General features: G+C 71.3%; 16 protein-coding genes. 5 read left to right on the forward strand and 11 right to left on the reverse strand.

Translation table 11 applies throughout. The features are described 5' to 3' along the window. Positions 1-42: 42 nt before the first annotated feature. The 3 genes from O7608_RS27235 to O7608_RS27245 are packed head-to-tail and all read right to left on the reverse strand — an operon-like array spanning position 43 to position 3,100. Positions 43-1,005: a VWA domain-containing protein gene (locus O7608_RS27235; RefSeq protein ID WP_289207272.1), complete on the reverse strand. Its 963-nt coding sequence runs from the start codon at positions 1,003-1,005 to the stop codon at positions 43-45. Then, the gene (locus O7608_RS27240) at positions 1,002-2,015 is read right to left on the reverse strand and encodes a DUF58 domain-containing protein (protein WP_289207273.1); all 1,014 of its coding nucleotides are present in this window, start codon (positions 2,013-2,015) and stop codon (positions 1,002-1,004) included. The genes O7608_RS27235 and O7608_RS27240 overlap by 4 nt, the downstream gene beginning before the upstream one ends. A gap of 41 nt (positions 2,016-2,056) precedes the next feature. After that, the gene (locus O7608_RS27245; protein ID WP_289207274.1) at positions 2,057-3,100 is read right to left on the reverse strand and encodes an AAA family ATPase; all 1,044 of its coding nucleotides are present in this window, start codon (positions 3,098-3,100) and stop codon (positions 2,057-2,059) included. Between the two features lie 234 nt (positions 3,101-3,334). Between O7608_RS27245 and O7608_RS27250 the strand changes: the two genes are divergently transcribed. Continuing rightward, a complete protein-coding gene (locus O7608_RS27250) occupies positions 3,335-4,264 on the forward strand; it encodes an endonuclease/exonuclease/phosphatase family protein (protein ID WP_289211057.1) in 930 nt (309 codons plus the stop codon). A gap of 115 nt (positions 4,265-4,379) precedes the next feature. Here the strand turns inward: O7608_RS27250 and cimA are convergent, their stop codons facing one another. Continuing rightward, on the reverse strand, positions 4,380-5,984 hold the full coding sequence (cimA, locus tag O7608_RS27255) for a citramalate synthase (RefSeq protein WP_289207275.1): 1,605 nt from the start codon (positions 5,982-5,984) through the stop codon (positions 4,380-4,382). Between the two features lie 380 nt (positions 5,985-6,364). Here cimA and O7608_RS27260 point away from each other — a divergent pair, with 380 nt between their 5' ends. Both O7608_RS27260 and O7608_RS27265 read left to right on the forward strand, forming a co-directional pair. Next, entirely contained in the window at positions 6,365-6,835 is a 471-nt protein-coding gene (locus O7608_RS27260; RefSeq protein ID WP_289207276.1) for a PRC-barrel domain containing protein, read from the forward strand. A gap of 119 nt (positions 6,836-6,954) precedes the next feature. Then, positions 6,955-7,695 carry a tyrosine-protein phosphatase gene (locus O7608_RS27265; RefSeq protein WP_289207277.1) on the forward strand — a complete coding sequence of 247 codons (741 nt, stop codon included), beginning with the start codon at positions 6,955-6,957 and terminating at the stop codon, positions 7,693-7,695. Positions 7,696-7,770: 75 nt separating this feature from the next. Here the strand turns inward: O7608_RS27265 and O7608_RS27270 are convergent, their stop codons facing one another. Further along, a complete protein-coding gene (locus tag O7608_RS27270; protein WP_289207278.1) occupies positions 7,771-8,868 on the reverse strand; it encodes a branched-chain amino acid aminotransferase in 1,098 nt (365 codons plus the stop codon). 357 nt (positions 8,869-9,225) lie between these two features. Continuing rightward, positions 9,226-10,257, reverse strand: a complete 1,032-nt coding sequence (locus tag O7608_RS27275) for a 3-isopropylmalate dehydrogenase (RefSeq protein WP_282229636.1) — start codon at positions 10,255-10,257, stop codon at positions 9,226-9,228. A 225-nt stretch (positions 10,258-10,482) separates the two neighbouring features. On the opposite strand from O7608_RS27275, the gene O7608_RS27280 reads away from it, so the two are divergent. Both O7608_RS27280 and O7608_RS27285 read left to right on the forward strand, forming a co-directional pair. Continuing rightward, positions 10,483-11,349, forward strand: a complete 867-nt coding sequence (locus O7608_RS27280) for an FAD:protein FMN transferase (protein ID WP_289207279.1) — start codon at positions 10,483-10,485, stop codon at positions 11,347-11,349. A 226-nt stretch (positions 11,350-11,575) separates the two neighbouring features. Beyond that, the gene (locus tag O7608_RS27285; RefSeq protein ID WP_289207280.1) at positions 11,576-11,944 is read left to right on the forward strand and encodes a hypothetical protein; all 369 of its coding nucleotides are present in this window, start codon (positions 11,576-11,578) and stop codon (positions 11,942-11,944) included. Positions 11,945-12,014: 70 nt separating this feature from the next. On the opposite strand, the gene serA is transcribed toward O7608_RS27285, so the two are convergent. The 5 genes from serA to O7608_RS27310 form a co-directional block, all read right to left on the reverse strand. Beyond that, the gene (serA, locus tag O7608_RS27290; RefSeq protein ID WP_289207281.1) at positions 12,015-13,613 is read right to left on the reverse strand and encodes a phosphoglycerate dehydrogenase; all 1,599 of its coding nucleotides are present in this window, start codon (positions 13,611-13,613) and stop codon (positions 12,015-12,017) included. A 312-nt stretch (positions 13,614-13,925) separates the two neighbouring features. Next, complete coding sequence (mpgS, locus tag O7608_RS27295) at positions 13,926-15,188, reverse strand: mannosyl-3-phosphoglycerate synthase (protein WP_353850468.1); 1,263 nt, start codon at positions 15,186-15,188, stop codon at positions 13,926-13,928. A gap of 173 nt (positions 15,189-15,361) precedes the next feature. Beyond that, the gene (gene ilvC, locus O7608_RS27300) at positions 15,362-16,375 is read right to left on the reverse strand and encodes a ketol-acid reductoisomerase (protein ID WP_289207283.1); all 1,014 of its coding nucleotides are present in this window, start codon (positions 16,373-16,375) and stop codon (positions 15,362-15,364) included. A 91-nt stretch (positions 16,376-16,466) separates the two neighbouring features. After that, the gene (gene ilvN / locus O7608_RS27305; RefSeq protein WP_282226123.1) at positions 16,467-16,982 is read right to left on the reverse strand and encodes an acetolactate synthase small subunit; all 516 of its coding nucleotides are present in this window, start codon (positions 16,980-16,982) and stop codon (positions 16,467-16,469) included. Positions 16,983-17,057: 75 nt separating this feature from the next. Continuing rightward, complete coding sequence (locus O7608_RS27310; protein ID WP_289207284.1) at positions 17,058-18,953, reverse strand: acetolactate synthase large subunit; 1,896 nt, start codon at positions 18,951-18,953, stop codon at positions 17,058-17,060. Positions 18,954-19,075: the final 122 nt, after the last annotated feature.

Genomic DNA, 19,075 nt, shown 5'->3' on the forward strand with positions numbered 1-19,075 from the left:
TCCTCACAGGGGTCGGTACGCCGGACGTGTGGAACGCGGCCGTCACGGCAGCCGGGAGAACCACAGCATCGACGTCCCGGCCGCGGCCAGGGCAAGGATCAGGCCGAAGCCGATGAACCGGGCCGACACGTCGGTCGGCTCCAGCCGGTAGCCGACCGAGGTGCCGATGTCGGCGTACACGTCGTTGAGCTGCTTGCTGCTGGCCGCCTCGTGGTACGCCCCGCCGGTCAGCTCGGCGACCGCCTTGAGGTTCTCGCCGTCCACCGGCACCCGCAGCGGCCGGCCACCGCCGTAGTCGATGTAGCCGGCGTCGGTGCCGACCGAGATGGTGTCGATCGGGATGCCGGCCTCGACCGCCTCGGCGGCTGCCGACTCCGGCGACCGGCCCGAGGTGTTCGCGCCGTCCGACAGCAGCACGATGCGCGCCGGTGGCGTCTCCTGGGCCGCCTGCGCGTCCAGCGACCGGATCGCCTCCAGCGAGGTCTTGATCGCCTCACCGATCGCGGTGCCCTGCGCGCCGGTGATCCCCTCGGTCAACCGGTCGATGCCGGCCCCGAGCGCCTCCCGGTCGGTCCCCGGGCCGACCAGCACCGAGGCGTTGCCGGCGAAGGCCACCAACCCGACGTTGAACTGCCGGGGCAACGAGTCGACGAACTCGTGGGCGGAACGCTTCGCGGCGGTCAGCCGGTCCGGTCGTACGTCGTTGGCGAGCATCGAGGTGGAGACGTCCACCGCCACCATCACCGTGGCCCGCTCCCGGGGTACCCGGACCTCGTCCATCGGCCGGGCGAACCCGACCACCAGCAGCGCCAGCATCGCCAGGAACAGACAGGCCGGCAGGTGCCGCCGCCACGCCGGGCGGGCCGGCGCCACCCGGTCGAGCAGCCGCAGGTTGGTGAACCGGACCGCGTACCGGCTGGCCCGCCGCTGCCGCCACAGGTAGCCGGCGGCCAGGGCGGCCACCGCGACCAGGAACCACAGCCGCTCCGGGGACTGCCAACTCATCGCCACGTTCCTTCCCGTACGCCGGCCGTCGGGGCCGGGGCGCAGGCGGCCAACTGCCGCTGCCGGTGTACGTGCCGCACGATGTCCGCCACCCAGTCCCGGTCGGTCCGCAGCCGCAGATGCGCCGCCTGGGCCCGGCGGATCGCCCGGGCCACCTGGTCGCGTTGTCCGGCGGCGGCCTCGGCGTACCGGCGCCGCAGGTCGGCGCTGGCGGTGCTGATCTCACGCCGCCGCCCGGTCTCCGGGTCCTGCACGGTGATCACCCCGACGTCGGGCAGGTCGAGTTCCCGTGGGTCGGTGATGTCCACCGCGAGGACCTGGTGCACGCTGGCCAGCCGGCGTAGCGCCGGTTCCCAGTCGGGCCGCCCGGCCGGGTCGTCCGGCAGCCCGTCGAGGAAGTCGGAGACGACCACCGCCAGACCGCGTCGGGTCGCGGACCGGCGGAGCCCGTCGATGCCGTCGACCAGCGACGGCGCGGCCGATGTCGACGCGGCCGGCGGGCGGGCCGGCTGCGGGCCGGCCTCGCCCCGGGGGGCGGCGAGCAGTGCCCGCAGCAGACAGAGCAGGTGGTCACGGCCGGAGCCGGTCGGGAACCGCCGGGTCCCGTCGACACCCAGCAGATGCGCGCCGAGCACGTTGCCGGTGCCGGCCGTCAGGAACCCGACGGCGGCGACGGCGGCGACGGCCAACTCCCGCTTCTCCAGTTCGGCGGTGCCGAAGTCCATGCTGGGCGAGCCGTCGATCAGCACCCAGGTGGTCAGTTCCCGGTCGGCATCGACCTCACGCACGTGCGGCACCGTGGTCCGGGCGGTGACCGCCCAGTCCATCCGGCGGACCTCGTCCTCACCCGGCCGGTACTCCCGGCTGCCGGCCAGTTCGCTGCCGCCGCCGGGCAGCAGCCCGAGATGCTGCCCGTGCAGCAGGCCGTCCAGCCGACGGGTCACGGTCAGTTCCAGTCGGCGTAGCGTCTGCGGCGGGGTCAGCTCCGGCAGCGTCGCCGGTCCGGTCACGCCCCGACCGGGTACGCCACGACCAGTCACGCCACCGCCGGTCACGCCACCGCCGCCAGTCCGGGCCGTTGGTCGTGTGCCGGGGCGATCTGCGGCGGCGGCACCACCTGCACCAGCCGCCGCACGATCGACTCGGCGTCGACCCCGTCGGCGACCGCGTCGAAGGAGAGCACCAGCCGGTGGGCGATCACGTCCACCGCGAGTTCCCGGACGTCCTCGGGCAGCACGTAGTCGCGGCCCCGCAGCAACGCCAGGCCGCGTGCGGCGGCGACCAGGCCGAGGGTCGCGCGCGGACTGGCACCGTACGCCAGCAGCCCGGACAGCTCCGGCAGGCCGAACAGCTGCGGTCGACGGGTGGCCAGCACCAGCCGCACGATGTACTCGGCCAGGGCGTGGTGGACGAACACGTCCCGGGCCTGCTGCTGCATCGCGCTGAGCTGGCCGACGTCGAGCACCTGCCGTGACTGCGGCCGGTCGACCCCCATCCGGTAGAGGATGCCCAGCTCTTCCTCATCGGTCGGGTAGTCGACGACGACCTTCATCAGGAACCGGTCGCGTTGTGCCTCCGGCAACTGGTAGACGCCCTCGGACTCGATCGGATTCTGGGTGGCCAGCACCAGGAACGGATCCGGCACCGGGTAGCTGCGGCCGCCGATGGAGACCTGTCGCTCGGCCATCGCCTCCAGCAACGCCGACTGCACCTTCGCCGGAGCCCGGTTGATCTCGTCGGCGAGCACCAGGTTGGCCATCACCGGACCGAGTTCGACGTCGAACGACTCGGTCGACGCCCGGTAGATCCGGGTACCGACGATGTCCGACGGCACCAGGTCCGGGGTGAACTGGATCCGGGAGAAGCTGCCGCCGACGGCGACGGCGAGCGTCTGCGCGGCGAGGGTCTTCGCGATCCCGGGTACGCCCTCCAACAGGCAGTGGCCGTTGGCGAGCAGCGCGGTGAGCAGCCGTTCGACCAACCGGTCCTGCCCGACGATGACCCGTTTGACCTCGAACAGTGCCTGTTCCAGGGCTCCGGCGGCAGAGTCGGCACCCGTTGCTGGTTGCGTGCTGAGCTGTGGCTCGGTCGTCATCGGCACCGTCCTCGACGCTGGTCACCAATCGCCGTCCGGCCCGCCCCAACGGATGCGGCGTGCCCGGCGTCCGCCGGGGGTTGCCCTGGATCGGCGCGGTCTAACGCCGGGACGCGTCGCCGACCGGGTGATTGCCGGCGGACGCCGGGCACCGGATACCGTGCCGGCGTGCAGACACGAACCGACGACGCCCCGGCCGCAGCGCAGCGGGGTGCACCACGGCGACACGGGTGGCTGGTGTGGGCGCTGGTGCTGCCGGCGGCGGGGTGGGCGGTGCTTCGGTTGGCCGGGTGGGAATTCGGGCCGCTGGTGCAACTGCTCGCATTCACCCCGTACGTCGCCGGATGGGCGGTGCTGCCGTTGGCCGTGACGGCGCTGACCCGGCGGTGGTGGGCGGCGGCCGTGGCGGGGCTCGTCGTACTGGCGTTGGCTGCTGCGGTACTGCCCCGGGCGGTGCCCGACAGGGTCACGCCACCCGCCGACGGCACCCCGGTCCGGGTCGCGACGGCAAACCTGTTGGCCGGTGCGGCGGACCTGTCGGTGCTGCTGGAGCTGCTGCGTCAGGAGCGGGTGGACGTGCTCGCGGTGCAGGAGTTCACCCCGGCTGCCGAGGCCGAACTGGACCGGCTCGGCGTCGCCGAACTGCTGCCGTACCGCCGCTCCGACGCCGAGATCGGCACGACCGGTTCGGCCGTGTACTCCCGCTGGCCGATCGTCGACACGGGGGTACGGCGCAACGAGGGTAGCTTCGCCCAGTCCTACGGCACGGTCCGCCCGCCGGCCGGCGGGCCGGTGCTGGTCGAGTCGGCGCATCCGATGGCGCCGTTCGCGTTGCGGACCATCCCGCTGTGGCGGGCCGACCTGGCCGCGCAGCCGCACCCGGATCCGCAGGGCCCACCGCGAGTGCTGGCCGGTGACTTCAACTCGACGCTGGACCACGCGGCGCTACGCCGGTTGATCGCCACCGGCTACGTCGACGCGGCCGCCGCCACCGGCGAGGGGCTGGTCGGCACCTGGCCGTACGACGGGGCGCCGATCCCGCCGGTAACCCTGGACCGGGTGCTGGTGGACCAGCGGATCACGGTGGAGTCGGTGGCGGTGCACGGCGTGCCGGGCAGCGACCACCGGATGGTCGTCGCCGCACTGGTGCTGCCGGCACCCTGACCGGCGGTACGGCGGTACGGCGGTACGGGCGATACGGCCGCACGGCGGTACGGCCGCACGGCGTGGGCGGTACGGGCCGCACAACCCACGCCGTGCGGCCGTACCGCTGAATGCTCTAGACGCCGGCGGACGCGGCGCTGCGGGCCAGTCCGTAGGTCAGCGCGTCGACCAGGGCGTGCCAGCTGGCTTCGACGACGTTCTCGTGCACCCCGACGGTGGTCCAGTCCCGGGCGTTGCCGTCGACCGTCTCCACCAGCACCCGGGTGATCGCCCCGGTGCCCTGGCTGCCTTCGAGGATCCGCACCTTGTAGTCGGCCAGCCGGAAGTCGGCCAGATCCGGGTAGTGGCTGCGCAGCGCCACCCGCAGCGCCTCGTCGAGGGCGTTGACCGGGCCGTTGCCCTCGGCGGTGGCGATCACCCGCTCGCCGCGTACCCGGACCTTGACGGTGGCCTCGGAGACGACCGCGCCGTCCTCACGGTGCTCGACCAGCACCCGGTAGGACTCCAGGGTGAACGGCCGGGCGGTGACCGTGCCGCTGTCGGCGGCGAGTTCGGCGCGGACCAGCAGTTCGAAGGAGGCGTCGGCGGCTTCGAACGACCAGCCGCCGGCCTCCAGTTCCTTGACCCGCTTGGTGACCCGCGACAGGGCGTCCGGATGGCCGGCCAGGTCCACACCGAGCTCACGACTCTTCAGCTCGATGCTGGCCCGGCCGGCCATCTCGGTCACCAGGATCCGCATGTCGTTGCCGACAACCGACGGGTCGACGTGGTTGTACATCAGCGGATCCACTTTGATCGCACTCGCGTGCAGCCCCGCCTTGTGAGCGAAGGCGGCGGCCCCGACGTAGGCCTGGTGGGTGTCGGGGGCGATGTTGGCGATCTCGGCGATGGCGTGCGAGACACGCACCATCTGTCCCAGGCAGCCGTCCGGTAGGACCGGCAGCCCGAGCTTGAGTTGCAGGTTGGCGACGACGGCGAACAGGTCGGCGTTGCCGGGCCGTTCGCCGTAGCCGTTGGCGGTGCCCTGGAAGTGGCGGACCCCGGCTTCGACGGCGGCGATGGTGTTGGCCACCGCGCAGGAGGTGTCGTTCTGGCAGTGGATGCCGAGCCGGTCGGCGCCCAGCCCGGTGCGCGCCACCAGGTCGGCGATGGCGGTGCCGATCTGCGACGGCAGCATGCCGCCGTTGGTGTCGCACATGACGACGACCTCGGCGCCGGCCTCGGCGGCGGTGGCGACCACCGACGCGGTGTACGCCGGGTCGTGGCGGAAGCCGTCGAAGAAGTGTTCGCAGTCGAGGAAGACCCGCCGGCCCTCGGCGACGAAGTGGGCGACCGTGTCGGCGACCATCGCCAGGTTCTCGGCGGCGGTGGTCCGCAGCGCCCGCTCGACGTGGCGGATGTCGGACTTGGCGACCAGGCAGACCGCCGGGGTCTCGGCGTCGAGCAGGGCCCGGACCTGCGGATCGTCGGCGACCCGGACACCGGCCTTGCGGGTGGCACCGAACGCGACCAGGACGGCGTGCCGCAGGTCGAGTTCGGTACGCGCTCTGCGGAAGAACTCGGTGTCCTTCGGCATGGCCCCGGGCCAACCGCCCTCGATGAATCCCACGCCGAAGTCGTCGAGCAGTCGCGCGACCGCGAGTTTGTCGACCACGGAGTAGCTGATGCCTTCGCGCTGCGCACCGTCACGCAGAGTCGTGTCGTAGACCTGGAAAGTCATCCTGGTTCCTTTCACCGGGTGTCCCGCGCCGCCGCGTCCGCGCCGGGTCCGCCCCTGCCCGCTGATCGGCCTGCCTCGTACGGCCAACAAAAAGACCCCCCGCGGATGCGAGAGGTCTGCGCGCTCGGCGGAGGGTTGCCGGCGCGCTAGGTGCCAATAATGAGTACGAGGCGAGTCACGTACGGTACTTTGCCACCGAAGGCGGCCGGGTCGGTAGTCGAATCCACATCGCGGGACAGTTGGCCGGTCGGCCCGATGCCCCCACCCCGGGACCAGTGAGTGAACGGCATCTATCACCTTCAGGTGTGCGGATCGACCGGCGCGGGTATGTCGAGTCGGACAGCGCAGGCACATTCACGTCAGCGAAGGAGTGAGGCCCGATGAACACGCTCGATCCGCGCCATTCGGCGCAGACTCCGACTCCGCCGCCGCACGGCGGTCAGGGTGCCGTCGTCGGCGGCGCTCCGGCCGGGGCTTTCGACCCGTGGCGCTACCGCGACGACGTCGGTGTCGAGGGCGCCAACCTGGCCGGCTACAAGGTCGAGGCGACCGACGGCGGCATCGGCAAGATCGACTCTGCCAGTGACGAGACCGACAGCAGCTACCTGATCGTCGACACCGGTCCGTGGATCTTCGGCAAGAAGGTGATGCTGCCCGCCGGGGTGGTCAACCACGTCGACCACGACGCGGAGAAGGTCTACGTCGACCGCGGCAAGGACCAGATCAAGGACTCCCCCGAGTACGACGAGACCACCGGGACGGACCCGGCGTACCGCGACACCCTCGGCGGCTACTACGGCGGCACGTACGGTGCCCCGGTCCCGCCGATCGCACCCGGCCGGATCATCTGACCCCGGTCCCTCGGCACACCCGGCACCGGGACCACCGCAGCGCCGCCGACGCGTCGTGTCCACGTCGCGTCGGCGGCGCTGGCCTTTCCGATCGGCGGGTGCCGCCCTACCGTGGAGGCATGACGACCGCTGCGCTGCGTACCCTGGCCTTCGCGACAATGTTCAACTTCCGCGACATCGGCGGCTACGAAGGACTCGACGGCCGGACCGTCCGCTGGCAGCGCATCTACCGGGCGGACTCGCCGCACCGGCTCAGCGGCGACGACGAGCCGATGTTCGCGGCGCTGGGCGTGCGTACGGTGATCGACCTGCGTCGCCCCCACGAGATCGACGCCTTCGGTCGGATCCGGCCGGCCGACGGGCTGGACTACCGCCACGTCCACCTGGTGCACCAGGACTGGGACGAGATCCCGTACCAGCCGGAGCAGGGCCCGGCACGCTACCTCGCCGACCGCTACCACGATCTCACCGAGCAGGCCGCCGACGGGATCGTCACGGCGATGTCGCTGCTGGCCGAGGCGCAGACCGCCCCGGCGGTGGTGCACTGCATGGCCGGCAAGGACCGCACCGGGCTGATCTGCGCGATGACGTTGTCGCTGCTCGGCGTGCCCGACCCGGTGATCGCCGAGGACTACGAGTTGAGCACGACCGGCAGTGCGCAGTTGCTCGCCTGGCTGCGGACCCAGCGGGGCAACGAGCATCTGGTGCCCGAGCCGTTCTTCTGCTGCCCGGCCGAGGCGATGCAGATGTTCCTGACCGAGCTGAGCCAGCGGCACGGTTCGGTCGAGGGTTACCTGCGCGGCGCCGGCCTGCCCGCCGACCGGATCGAGGCGCTGCGCGCACATCTGCTGACCGACTGACCTGCGACGGCCGGACCGGGTGCGGCAGCGGGAAGATCCGCCACCACCCCGGCCCGGCGTTGTCGCCGTACCGGGTCAGAGCACCCGGTGCACCCAGCCGTCCGGGTCGGCGGCGCGACCCCGCTGCAGGTCCACCAGGGTCTGCCGCAGCGAGCTGGTCACCTCCCCCGATCCACCGTCGGCGACGACGAACTCGCCGTCGGCCGACCGGACCCGGCCGATCGGGGTGATCACCGCGGCGGTGCCGCAGGCGAACGCCTCGCGCAGCCGGCCGCTGGCCGCGTCGGCCCGCCACTGCTCCAGGCTGACCGGCTGCTCGACGACCTGGTGGCCGGCGCGCCGCGCCAGGGTGATCACCGATTCGCGGGTGATGCCCGGCAGGATCGCCCCGGTCAGCGGCGGAGTGACCACCGAGCCGTCGTCGTAGACGAAGAAGACGTTCATCCCGCCGAGCTCGTCGACGTAGCGGCGCTCCACCGCGTCGAGGAAGACCACCTGGTCGCAGCCGTGCTCGATCGCCTCGGCCTGCGCCACCAGGGACGCCGCGTAGTTGCCACCACACTTGGCCGCGCCGGTGCCGCCCGGAGCGGCCCGGGTGTAGAGCGACGAGGCCCAGACCGTCACCGGCTTGACGCCGCCGGAGAAGTAGGAGCCGACCGGCGAGGCGATCACCGCGTAGAGGTACTCGCGGGCCGGCCGCACGCCGAGGAACACCTCACTGGCGAACATGAACGGACGCAGGTAGAGGCTGCCCTCCTCGCCCTGCGGAATCCACTCACGATCGGCGGTGACCAGGTGCCGCAACGAATCGAGGAAGACCGTCTCCGGCAGAGCGGGCATGGCCATCCGGGCCGCCGAGGCGACGAACCGGGCCGCGTTGGCGTCGGGACGGAACAACGTCACCCCGCCGTCGGCGGCCTGGTAGGCCTTGAGGCCTTCGAAGATCTCCTGTGCGTAGTGCAGGACGGCGGTCGCCGGATCCATCGGGATCGGGGCACGCGGCTCGACGCGGGCGTCGTACCAGCCTTTGCCCTCCGCGTACCGGACGGTGACCATGTGGTCGGTGAAGATCTGCCCGAATCCGGGGTTGGCCAGCAGCGCGGAGCGTTCAGCGGCGGCTACCGGGTGCGGATTCGGACGAATCTCGAAATCGAGTTTGTCACCGCCGATCATCGGGCTGACCTCCATGGCGAGAAAACGACGAAGCTGTGTGTCATGCAACTTACCCCGAACGTTCGTTCAGCGGGAACCGGCGCGACGGCCGCCGATGCCGCCACCTGACGATTGGCCGTCGGCATGGCCGTCGACGGCCACGGTACGTCGGCACGCCAACCGGTACGGGACACCCGGACCGGTCCACGCGGCGGCGCGGGGGTCGACGGTGCCGTACCGGACGGCTCACCGAACTGACGGGCGCGGACCTGGCCGCCGACGCGCATGGCATGGGCGGGCGCCGGGTCGGCGCGGCCGGTGCGCGGTGCGGCACCGGCGGGGGGGTCGACCGGCGGTACGCGGGTCGACCGGCTGGGCTCAGCCCGCCGCGTGGGCGGCGAGCCGGTCACCGATCTCGGCGGTACGCAGCGCGGCTCCCGGCGTACGGGAGGCCAGCTCGGCCGCGACCGCCCGGGTTACTCGCTCGGCCTGCTCGGGGTGACCGAGGTGGTCGAGCAGCAGGGACGCGGACAGTACGGCGGCGACCGGGTCCGCGACGCCCTTGCCGGCGATGTCCGGCGCGGAGCCGTGCACCGGTTCGAACATCGACGGGAACTGCCGCTGCGGGTTGATGCAGCCGCTGGCGGCCAGGCCGATGCCGCCGGTGACCGCGGCGGCGATGTCGGTGAGGATGTCGCCGAACAGGTTGTCGGTGACCACCACGTCGTAGCGCTGCGGCTGGGTGACCATGAACATGGCCGCCGCGTCGACGTGCTGGTACTCGGTCTCGATGTCCGGGAACTCGGCTTTGACGTCGGCGAACGCGCGGGCCCACAGCGAGCCGGCGTGCGTCAGCACGTTGGTCTTGTGCACCAGGGTGACCTTGCGACGTTCGCGGCGCGCGGCGCGGGCGAAGGCGTCCCGGATGACCCGCTCGACGCCGTGGCGGGTGTTGAGGCTCTCCTCGGTAGCGACCTCGGCCGGGGTGTCGCGGTGCATGGTGCCGCCGGCTCCGGTGTAGAGCCCTTCGGTGCCTTCGCGGACCACCACGAAGTCGATCTCACCGGGCTTGACGCCGCCGAGCGGGCTGGTCGTGCCGGGCCAGAGTCGCGACGGCCGCAGGTTGACGTACTGGTCGAAGGCGAACCGCAGTTTGAGCAGCAGGCCGCGCTCCAGCACACCCGGCGGCACGGTGGGGTCGCCGACCGCGCCGAGCAGGATGGCGTCGTGCTCGGCCAACTCGGCCAGGACCGAGTCGGGCAGCACCTCGCCGGTCCGGTGGTAGCGGGCCGCGCCAAGGTCGTACTCGGTGGCCTCGACGCCGGGCAGCACCGCGTCGATGACCTTGCGGGCCTGCGCGGTCACCTCGGACCCGATGCCGTCGCCGGCCACGACCGCGATCCGCGCCATCGCCACGTCCACTCCTTCGTCGCAGAACCATCGAACGCCTAGCGAACGTTAAGCGATCATCCCGCGAAACGGTACGCGAGTCCCATGATTCGGACACTTGCCGATCTGCCGGGCAGCTGGTCGCGCACAGCTACCACACAGCCGGGCCCAACACTTTACCCATGCCGGACGGCTACTGTAGGTGAAGACCGGCACCGGGCGCCGGTGTGAAGGAGAACGCCGACGATGCTGGCACGACGCGCGGCCCAGCCGGAGCCCCCAGACCTGCGGATCGGCACGGCCGCCGCCGCACCGCCCGGCGACGGGCACTCCCCCGGCCTGCTGGTGGCCCGGCACACCGTCACCACCTCGACCGCCGAGTTCCGGTTCGTCCTGGTCGCCGATGAGCGGATCGGCCGACGTGGACTGAGCGAGGCGATCGCCGACGCGGTGGCCGAACTGCGGGCGGTCGACGTCACCTACAGTCCACTGCGACCCAACAGCCTGGTCTCCCTGCTGCGCCGGGGCGAAGTGGCCCCCGAGATCTACCCGCCACTGGCAGACATCGTGGACCGGTGCCTGGCGATGCGGGTCGCCACCGAGGGCTGGTTCGATCCGTGGGCGGTCCCCGGCGGGTTCGACCCGGCCGGGATGATCAAGGGCTGGGCGGTCGAACGCGCCGCCAGCCGGTTGCGCGCGGCCGGAATCAGTGACTACGCCGTGGTCAGCGGCGGCGACCTGACGGTACGTGGACACGCGCCACACGGTGGGCCGTGGCGGATCGCCCTGTTCTCGCCCGCCGCCCCGGGCACCGCGGACCGACCACCGACGGTGGTGACCATGGTGGACGGCGCCATCGGCACCTGTGGACTGACCAGCCGCCACAGCCCGGTGATCGACCCGCACCGCGGCACCGTGGTACGGCGGGAATCAGCGGCGACGGTGATCGGCCCCGACCTCGCGGTGGCCGACGGCTACGCGACGGCGCTGTTCGCCGCCGGCCCGGCCGGTCTGCACTGGTTTCCCACCGTCGACGGCTACCAGATGCTGACCGGCGGTCCGACGACGGCCCGGTCAGCCCCCGTGGTCTCGGCAAGTGACCACGGGAGCTGACCGGCGACACGCGCGCTCGGCCCGCGCACCGGGGTGCCGTCGGCGGGGGCCGACGGCGCGATCGGACGTCACCCGAAGACGTGACCGCACCACGACTTCCCCAGCGACCGCATCGACACGTTATCGATTACCCACAACCGGACGCAAGGACCCAAATTCGCCATCCGGGCCGGTCGACCACCCCACTGGTTGGAATCCTCGGCCGGGTGGATGGCACGCTGTGCGCGTGACATTCGATCTAGTCGTATGGGCGTTGGACGATCAGTCCACTTCGGCGGACGTACACGCCGCGCACGAACTGTGCCGGCAGGGCGAGCATGCCGATGGCGACACCGACCGCCGGATCACGTCGTTCCACGCCGCGTTGACCGCCGACTACCCGGACCGGGGTGCCGCCGCCACCGGCGAGGAGTGCCCGTGGGCAAAGGTCCCACTACACACCGCAACGGATCACATCGAGATGAATCTCCGCGACACCTGCGACGACGCGGTCCTGCTGGCCATCGAACGGCTGGCCCAGGAGCACGACCTGCTGCTGCTCGATCCGCAGGACGGCTCGGTCTACCCGCCGACGACCAGCGCGCCGACCCGCTGAGCCGACGGCGGTTCGGGGACGAGGTCCCCGAACCGCCGCACCGGTACCTGCCTTGCTGTGGCGGTGACTCCTACTCGTCGCGCAGGTCGACGGCGCTGGCCGCGGTCGCCCCGATCGAACTGGCGGCGGTGCTCAGCGACTCCGCGCCGACCGCTGAGTCGACGGTGAGGGTCATCAGCGCCTCACCGCCGGCGGAACGTCGGGCCACCTGCATCGCCGCGATGTTGACCCCGGCCTCGCCGAGGATCGACCCGATGCTGCCGACCACGCCGGGCCGGTCGGTGTACCGGAAGAACAGCAGGATGCCGTCGGCGGTGAGCTCCAGGTCGAACCCGTCGACCTCGGTCAGCCGGATGACGTCGCGACCGGCGGTGGAGACCACGGTGCCCGAGACGCTGACCGTACCGCCGTCGGGCAGCACCCCGCGGACCGTCACCAGGTTGGCGTGCTCGACGGTGTCCGGGTGGGTGACCAGCTCGACCTCGACACCCCGTTCGGCCGCCAGGTGCGGCGCGTTGACGTAGGTCACCTGCTCCTCGACTACCGAGGCGAACAGGCCCTTGGTCGCGGCGAGCTTGAGCACCGACACCTCGTTGGCGACGACCTCGCCGCGCACCTCGACGGTGACGCTGGCAGCGACCACCCCGGCGACCGCGGTGAAGACCTTGCCGAGCCGCTCGGCCAACGGCAGCAGCGGACGGACCTCCTCGGCGACCACGCCGCCGGCCTGGACGTTGACCGCGTCCGGCACGAACTCGCCCTGCAGGGCCAGCTTGACGCTGCGGGCCACGGCCAGCCCGGCCTTGTCCTGCGCCTCGGCGGTGGAGGCACCCAGGTGCGGGGTGGCCACCACGTTGTCGAAGGCGAACAGCGGCGAGGAGGTGCACGGCTCCTTGGCGTACACGTCGACACCGGCGCCGCCGACCCGGCCTTCGGCGAGGGCGTCGGCCAGCGCCTGCTCGTCGACGAGCCCGCCCCGGGCGGCGTTGACGATGCGGACCCCGGGCTTGACGATCGCCAGCTCCTTCTCGCCGATCAGACCGAGGGTCTCCGGGGTCTTCGGCAGGTGGATCGAGATGAAGTCGCTCTCCCGCAGCAGCTCCTCCAGCCCGACCAGGCGGACCCCGAGCTGCGCGGCCCGGGCCGGCTGGATGTACGGGTCGTAGGCGATCAGCCGGGTCCCGAAGGCCGCGATCCGCTGGGCGAACAGCACCCCGATGCGGCCGAGCCCGACGACGCCGACCGTCTTGCCCTGGATCTCCACGCCGGTGTACTTCGACCGCTTCCACTCGCCGGCCTTGAGCGCGGCGCTGGCGCTGGCGGTGTTGCGGGCCACCGCGAGCAGCAGGGCGATGGCCTGCTCGGCGGCGGAGACGATGTTCGAGGTCGGGGCGTTGACGACCATCACGCCACGGGCGGTGGCGGCCGGTACCTCGACGTTGTCCAGGCCGACCCCGGCCCGCGCGACCACCTTGAGCCGTGGGGCGGCGGCCAGCGCCTCGGCGTCGATCTGGGTGGCGCTGCGCACGATCACCGCGTGGGCGTCGGCGAGCGCGGCGAGCAGTGCGGGGCGGTCCGTGCCGTCGACGTGACGGACATCGAAGTCGTGGGCGAGCACGTCGATAGCGGCGGGCGCGAGCTCTTCGGCGATCAGTACGACAGGATTCATGGGTCCTCAAGGTCGTCCGGGACGGGTATCTGCGGCGGTGGGGCGCCGCTCTGCGCCCTACGCTTCCTCCCCGGCGGGTCTCGCACGGCACGGAGGCGGCCTACCCGCGATCGTAGGCGCACCCGTGGACGGCAGGACTCGGGGCCGGGGGTGAGGGCCCTCACAAATCAGACCTAACACCCGTCCGGCCGGGTCCTGCCGTCGACAGAAGCTCGGCAGACGCTCGGCGGATGTGACGAGGCCCGCGTGCGCGGGACACCCGTACCTGCTCCGGAACCGCCCCTGATCACCGCACGGGCCGGCGGCCCGGACTCAGGTCGTGGCGACCGGTCCGACCGGTTGGCGTGGAATCCGGGCCCGGTCGATGACCCCCTCGCCGATCTGCCGGAACGTCTCGGCCTCCGCGTCCAGCGTGTCGAAGAGCAGGTCGAACGCGAGGGAACCGACCGGCGGATAGATCCGCTCGCGCGGCGGCTCGGCACCGGGGGCCAGCGCGCCCTGGGCGACCATGAACTCGACGATCGCCTCCCGTACGGCGGGCAGGCAGACCGGCGAGTGGTAGAGCACGTTCAGCGCCTGCATCCGCATGCCCTGGACGTGGTCCTCACCCTTGTTGTCGTGGAAGTGCGGGTTGCGGGTCTCGACCTGCAGCACCGGCACCGCGCTGGCGAGCACCGGCGGGCAGTCGCTCTCCAGGACCCCGCCGAAGCGCTCGAACAGGTCGACGTACTCGTAGGGTTCGACGGCGAAGCCGCCGGCCAGCCGTAGTCGCAGCCCCAGCTCGAGACTGAGGGCGTGCTCGCCGGCGTTGCCGGTGGCGATGACCTCGGTGCCGAATCCGGAGTACTCGGCGATCAGCCGGTTCAGGAAACTGTTGGTGATCTCGGAGCTGCGGCCCCGGCGGCTGAAGAACAGCCGGCCGTCACGCAGCTTGGGCTTGGAGTGCCAGGAGATCCGGACCATCGCGTACGGGCTGTCGGCCAGGTGCAGGCCGGCCGCGTAGACCTTGCAGTACTCGTGCACCGCACCTGGTACGTAGTTGTCCGCGTCGACGTAGCCGACGTACCGGCGACCGGTCAGCGCGGCCACCGCCATGCCGATCAGCATCGCCTCGCCCTTGCCGGTACGGACCAGCCCGCTGTCGTCGATCAGCTCCGGCATCCCGGCCGCCTTCATGGCTGCGGCCAGCCCGGGATCGCGCTGATGCACGGTGATGGCCGGACGGTCGGCGGACCGGCAGAACTGCTCGACCGTATGGGCCTCGATTTCATAACGGTCCACCGGCTGCCGGGCGCTGTTGGACACCAGCACGATCAGGCAGTCGTGCGGAATACCGGAGAGCACTCCTTCGATCACCCTGCGTGTCTCGTTCATGCAGGGAATGACCACCACCAGATCACGTTCGATCGTGCGGATGTCGTCCTGCGATACGAGCCCACGCCCCAGATCACCCGCGGCATCCCCCGAGTCCAGCTCGATGACACGCTGAAGCTCATGGATGCGAACGGCACCGAAGCGCTCCGTACGGTGCGATTGCTCCAGACGCATGCGGGGCACATTACCCGAGCCCTGCATTAACTAGCTGTAACCGTAGGTCAATTACCGGTACCAGTGGCCAACTACCCGGAATCGACCCCGAGCCGCAATCTTCCGGTAACGCAGACCCCGGCAATATCGCCGCAGAGCCCGACACCAACTACCGTCGGTGACGGGCTCTGCGGATGGCCAGCGTCACTGGCCGTACTGACTCAGGCGGTCTCGGTGATCGGCCGGTCGACCCAGCTCATCATGCCGCGCAACTTGCGACCGGTCTCCTCGATCGGGTGCGCCGCACCCTCGGCCCGCCACTTGGCGAAGTTCGGCCGGCCGGCGTCGTCCTCGGCGATCCACTCGCGGGCGAACTCGCCCGACTGCACCTCGGCGAGGATCTTGCGCATCTCGTCCTTGACCCGGGCGTCCACCACCCGCGGCCCACGGGAGTAGTCGCCGTACTCGGCGGTGTCCGACACGCTGTACCGCATCCGCGCGATGCCGCCCTCGTACATCAGGTCGACGATCAGCTTCAGCTCGTGCAGGCACTCGAAGTACGCGATCTCCGGCGCGTAGCCGGCCTCGGTGAGCACCTCGAAACCGGTCTGCACCAGCGCCGCCGCGCCACCGCAGAGCACCGCCTGCTCACCGAACAGGTCGGTCTCGGTCTCCTCCTTGAAGGTGGTCTTGATCACGCCGGCCCGGGTGCCACCGATCGCCTTGGCGTACGCCAGGGCCAGGTCGAAGGCGGTGCCGGTGGCGTCCTGCTCGACCGCGACCAGCGCGGGCACGCCCTTGCCGTCGACGTACTGCCGGCGCACCAGGTGACCGGGGCCCTTCGGGGCCACCATCGCCACGTCCACGTCGGCCGGCGGCGTGATGAACCCGTACCGGATGTTCAGGCCGTGGCCGAAGAACAGCGCCTTGCCGGCGGTCAGGTGCGGGGCGATCGCCTCGGTGTAGAGCGACCGTTGCGCGGTGTCCGGCGCCAGCACCATGATCACGTCGGCCTCGGCCGACGCCTCGGCCGGGGTCAGCACCCGCAGCCCCTGCTCCTGCGCCTTGGCCCGGCTCTTGGAGCCCTCCGGCAGGCCGATCACGACGTCGACGCCGGAGTCACGCAGCGACAGCGCGTGGGCGTGGCCCTGGCTGCCGTACCCCAGCACGGCGACCTTCTTGCCCTGGATCAGGCCCAGGTCGGCGTCGTCGTCGTAGAACACCTCTGCGGTCATGACTTCCCTCTCGTGTGTCCGGCCACGGTGGCCGGCGTTCTCTTCCGGGCGGCAGCGGTCTGCCGCAGGTCGACGGGTACGGCGTACCCGGTCAGGCGGCGCGCAGCGCCGGGCCGGTGGTGATCGACCGGGATCCGCGCCCGATCGCGACCAGGCCGGACTGCACCATCTCCTTGATCCCGAACGGTTCGAGATCGCGCAGCAGCGCCTCCAGCTTGTCCGAGGTGCCGGTGGCCTCGACGGTGAGGGTGTCCGGTGCGACGTCCACCACGCGGGCCCGGAACAGGTTGACCGTCTCCAGCACCTGCGAACGCATCGCGCGGTCCGCGCGGACCTTGACCAGCAGCAGCTGGCGGGCGACCGACACCGCCGGGTCGAGTTCCACGATCTTCAGTACGTTGACCAGCTTGTTCAGCTGCTTGGTCACCTGCTCCAGCGGCGACGACTCGGCGTCGACGACGATGGTGATCCGGGAGACCTCCGGATTCTCGGTCTCGCCGACCGCCAACGAGTCGATGTTGAACCCGCGCCGGGAGAACAGTCCGGAGACCCGGGCGAGTACGCCGGGCTTGTTCTCCACCAGCACGGAGAGCGTGTGCTTGGTCATCATTTCCTCGTCATGCTCGGATGGGCCGGATGGTCACAAGGTCGTTGCCGTGGATCGCACGGCACAGTTCGCGCGTCACAGATCGTCGTCGTCGAAGGCGGGCCGGACGTCGCGGGCGAACATGATCTCGTCGTTGCTGGTGCCGGCGGCCACCATCGGCCAGACCATCGCGTCCTTGCCGACCACGAAGTCGATCACGACCGGGACGTCGTTGATCTCCATCGCGGCGGCGATGGTCTTGTCGACGTCGGCGGCGTTCTCGCAGCGCATCCCGACGCAGCCGAGTGCCTCGGCCAGCTTCACGAAATCCGGGATCCGGTGCTTGTGGGTGCCCAGGTCGGTGTTGGAGTAGCGCTCGTTGTAGAACAGGGTCTGCCACTGCCGGACCATGCCCAGGTTGCCGTTGTTGATCAGCGCGATCTTGACCGGGATGCCCTCCAGGGCACAGGTGGCCAGCTCCTGGTTGGTCATCTGGAAGCAGCCGTCGCCGTCCACCGCCCACACGGTCGTCTCCGGCCGGCCGACCTTGGCGCCCATCGCCGCCGGGACTGCGTAGCCCATCGTGCCCAGCCCGCCGGAGTTGAGCCAGGTGTTCGGCTTCTCGTAGGAGATGAACTGCGAGGCCCACATCTGGTGCTGTCCGACGCCGGCGACGTAGATCGCGTCCGGCCCGGCCAGCTTGCCCAACCGCTGGATCACGTACTGCGGCGACAGCGTGCCGTCGTCGGGCTCGTCGTAGCCCAGCGGGTAGCGCTCCCGCAGGTCGTCGAGGGTGGTCCACCAGTCGGTCCGGTCACCGGCGCCGGCGCCGCCACGCGGCGCCGCCACCGGTCGGCTGCCGGGCGGCCCACCCCGCTGGGCGACCTGGTACGCCTCGATCAGCTCGTCGATGACGTGCCGGGCGTCGCCGACGATCGGCACGTCGGCGGCCCGGTTCTTGCCGATCTCGGCCGGGTCGATGTCGGCGTGCACCACCGCCGCGCCGGGGGCGAACGAGTCCAGCTTGCCGGTGACCCGGTCGTCGAAGCGGGCACCGAGCGCGACGATCAGGTCCGCCTTCTGCAGCGCGTACACGGCGGCCACGGTGCCGTGCATGCCGGGCATACCCAGGTGCTGCGGGTGCGAGTCGGGGAAGGCCCCCCGGGCCATCAGTGTGGTGACCACCGGGATGCCGGTCAGCTCGGCGAGCCGGAGCAGCCCCTCGGTGGCCTGGGCCTTGAGCACCCCGCCACCGACGTAGAGCACCGGGCGGCGGGCACCGGCCATCAGCCGGGCGGCCTCACGGATCTGCTTGCCGTGCGGGTGCAGGGTGGGCCGGTAGCCGGGCAGGTCCAGCGTCGGCGGCCAGGTGAAGGTGGTCTGCGCCTGCAGGACGTCCTTCGGGATGTCGACCAGGACCGGTCCGGGTCGGCCGGTGGCCGCCAGGTGGAACGCCTCGGCCAGCACCCGGGGGATCTCCTCGCCCGACTGGACCAGGTAGTTGTGCTTGGTGATCGGCAGGGTGATGCCCTGGATGTCGGCCTCCTGGAAGGCGTCGGTGCCGATCATGGGCCGGGCCACCTGGCCGGTGATCGCGACGATCGGCACCGAGTCCATGTAGGCGTCTGCGATCGGCGTGACCAGGTTGGTGGCGCCCGGACCGGAGGTGGCCATGCAGACCCCGACCCGGCCGGTGGCCTGGGCGTAGCCGGTGGCCGCGTGTCCGGCGCCCTGCTCGTGCCGGACCAGGATGTGCCGCACCGTCGAGTCGTACAACGGGTCGTAGGCCGGCAGGATCGCTCCGCCCGGGATACCGAACACGACGTCGACGCCGAGCGCCTCCAGGGACCGGACCAACGAGCTCGCGCCGGAGACCTGCACCGGCGCGGCCGGCGGCGGGGTTACGGCGTTGGCGAGGGTGGCCGGGGTGGGCGCGGCCGCCGCAGCCGGGTTGGCGCGGTGGGCGAGGGTCTCGGGCGTGGGTCTCGTCATGACGATTCAGGCCTTCAGCTCAGTGGTCTCGTGACAGGGTCTCGGCGGAAATCCGGCAGATGGGACCGATCGGCCGGAACCGGCTGGGGTACGGCAATAAAAACGGCCCTCGTGCAGATGCA

Source organism: Solwaraspora sp. WMMA2056, from assembly GCF_030345095.1.
In the GTDB taxonomy this organism is placed as follows: domain Bacteria; phylum Actinomycetota; class Actinomycetes; order Mycobacteriales; family Micromonosporaceae; genus Micromonospora_E.

Coding starts and splice junctions, on each gene's coding strand:
- mpgS (WP_353850468.1), bottom strand. CDS start 15,188: ATGCAGGGCTCGGGTAATGTGCCCCGCATGCGTCTGGAGCAATCGCAC.
- O7608_RS27275 (WP_282229636.1), bottom strand. CDS start 10,257: ATGGCGCGGATCGCGGTCGTGGCCGGCGACGGCATCGGGTCCGAGGTG.
- O7608_RS27235 (WP_289207272.1), bottom strand. CDS start 1,005: ATGAGTTGGCAGTCCCCGGAGCGGCTGTGGTTCCTGGTCGCGGTGGCC.
- O7608_RS27270 (WP_289207278.1), bottom strand. CDS start 8,868: ATGATCGGCGGTGACAAACTCGATTTCGAGATTCGTCCGAATCCGCAC.
- O7608_RS27265 (WP_289207277.1), top strand. CDS start 6,955: ATGACGACCGCTGCGCTGCGTACCCTGGCCTTCGCGACAATGTTCAAC.
- ilvC (WP_289207283.1), bottom strand. CDS start 16,375: ATGACCGCAGAGGTGTTCTACGACGACGACGCCGACCTGGGCCTGATC.
- ilvN (WP_282226123.1), bottom strand. CDS start 16,982: ATGACCAAGCACACGCTCTCCGTGCTGGTGGAGAACAAGCCCGGCGTA.
- O7608_RS27245 (WP_289207274.1), bottom strand. CDS start 3,100: ATGACGACCGAGCCACAGCTCAGCACGCAACCAGCAACGGGTGCCGAC.
- cimA (WP_289207275.1), bottom strand. CDS start 5,984: ATGACTTTCCAGGTCTACGACACGACTCTGCGTGACGGTGCGCAGCGC.
- O7608_RS27280 (WP_289207279.1), top strand. CDS start 10,483: ATGCTGGCACGACGCGCGGCCCAGCCGGAGCCCCCAGACCTGCGGATC.
- O7608_RS27260 (WP_289207276.1), top strand. CDS start 6,365: ATGAACACGCTCGATCCGCGCCATTCGGCGCAGACTCCGACTCCGCCG.
- serA (WP_289207281.1), bottom strand. CDS start 13,613: ATGAATCCTGTCGTACTGATCGCCGAAGAGCTCGCGCCCGCCGCTATC.
- O7608_RS27310 (WP_289207284.1), bottom strand. CDS start 18,953: ATGACGAGACCCACGCCCGAGACCCTCGCCCACCGCGCCAACCCGGCT.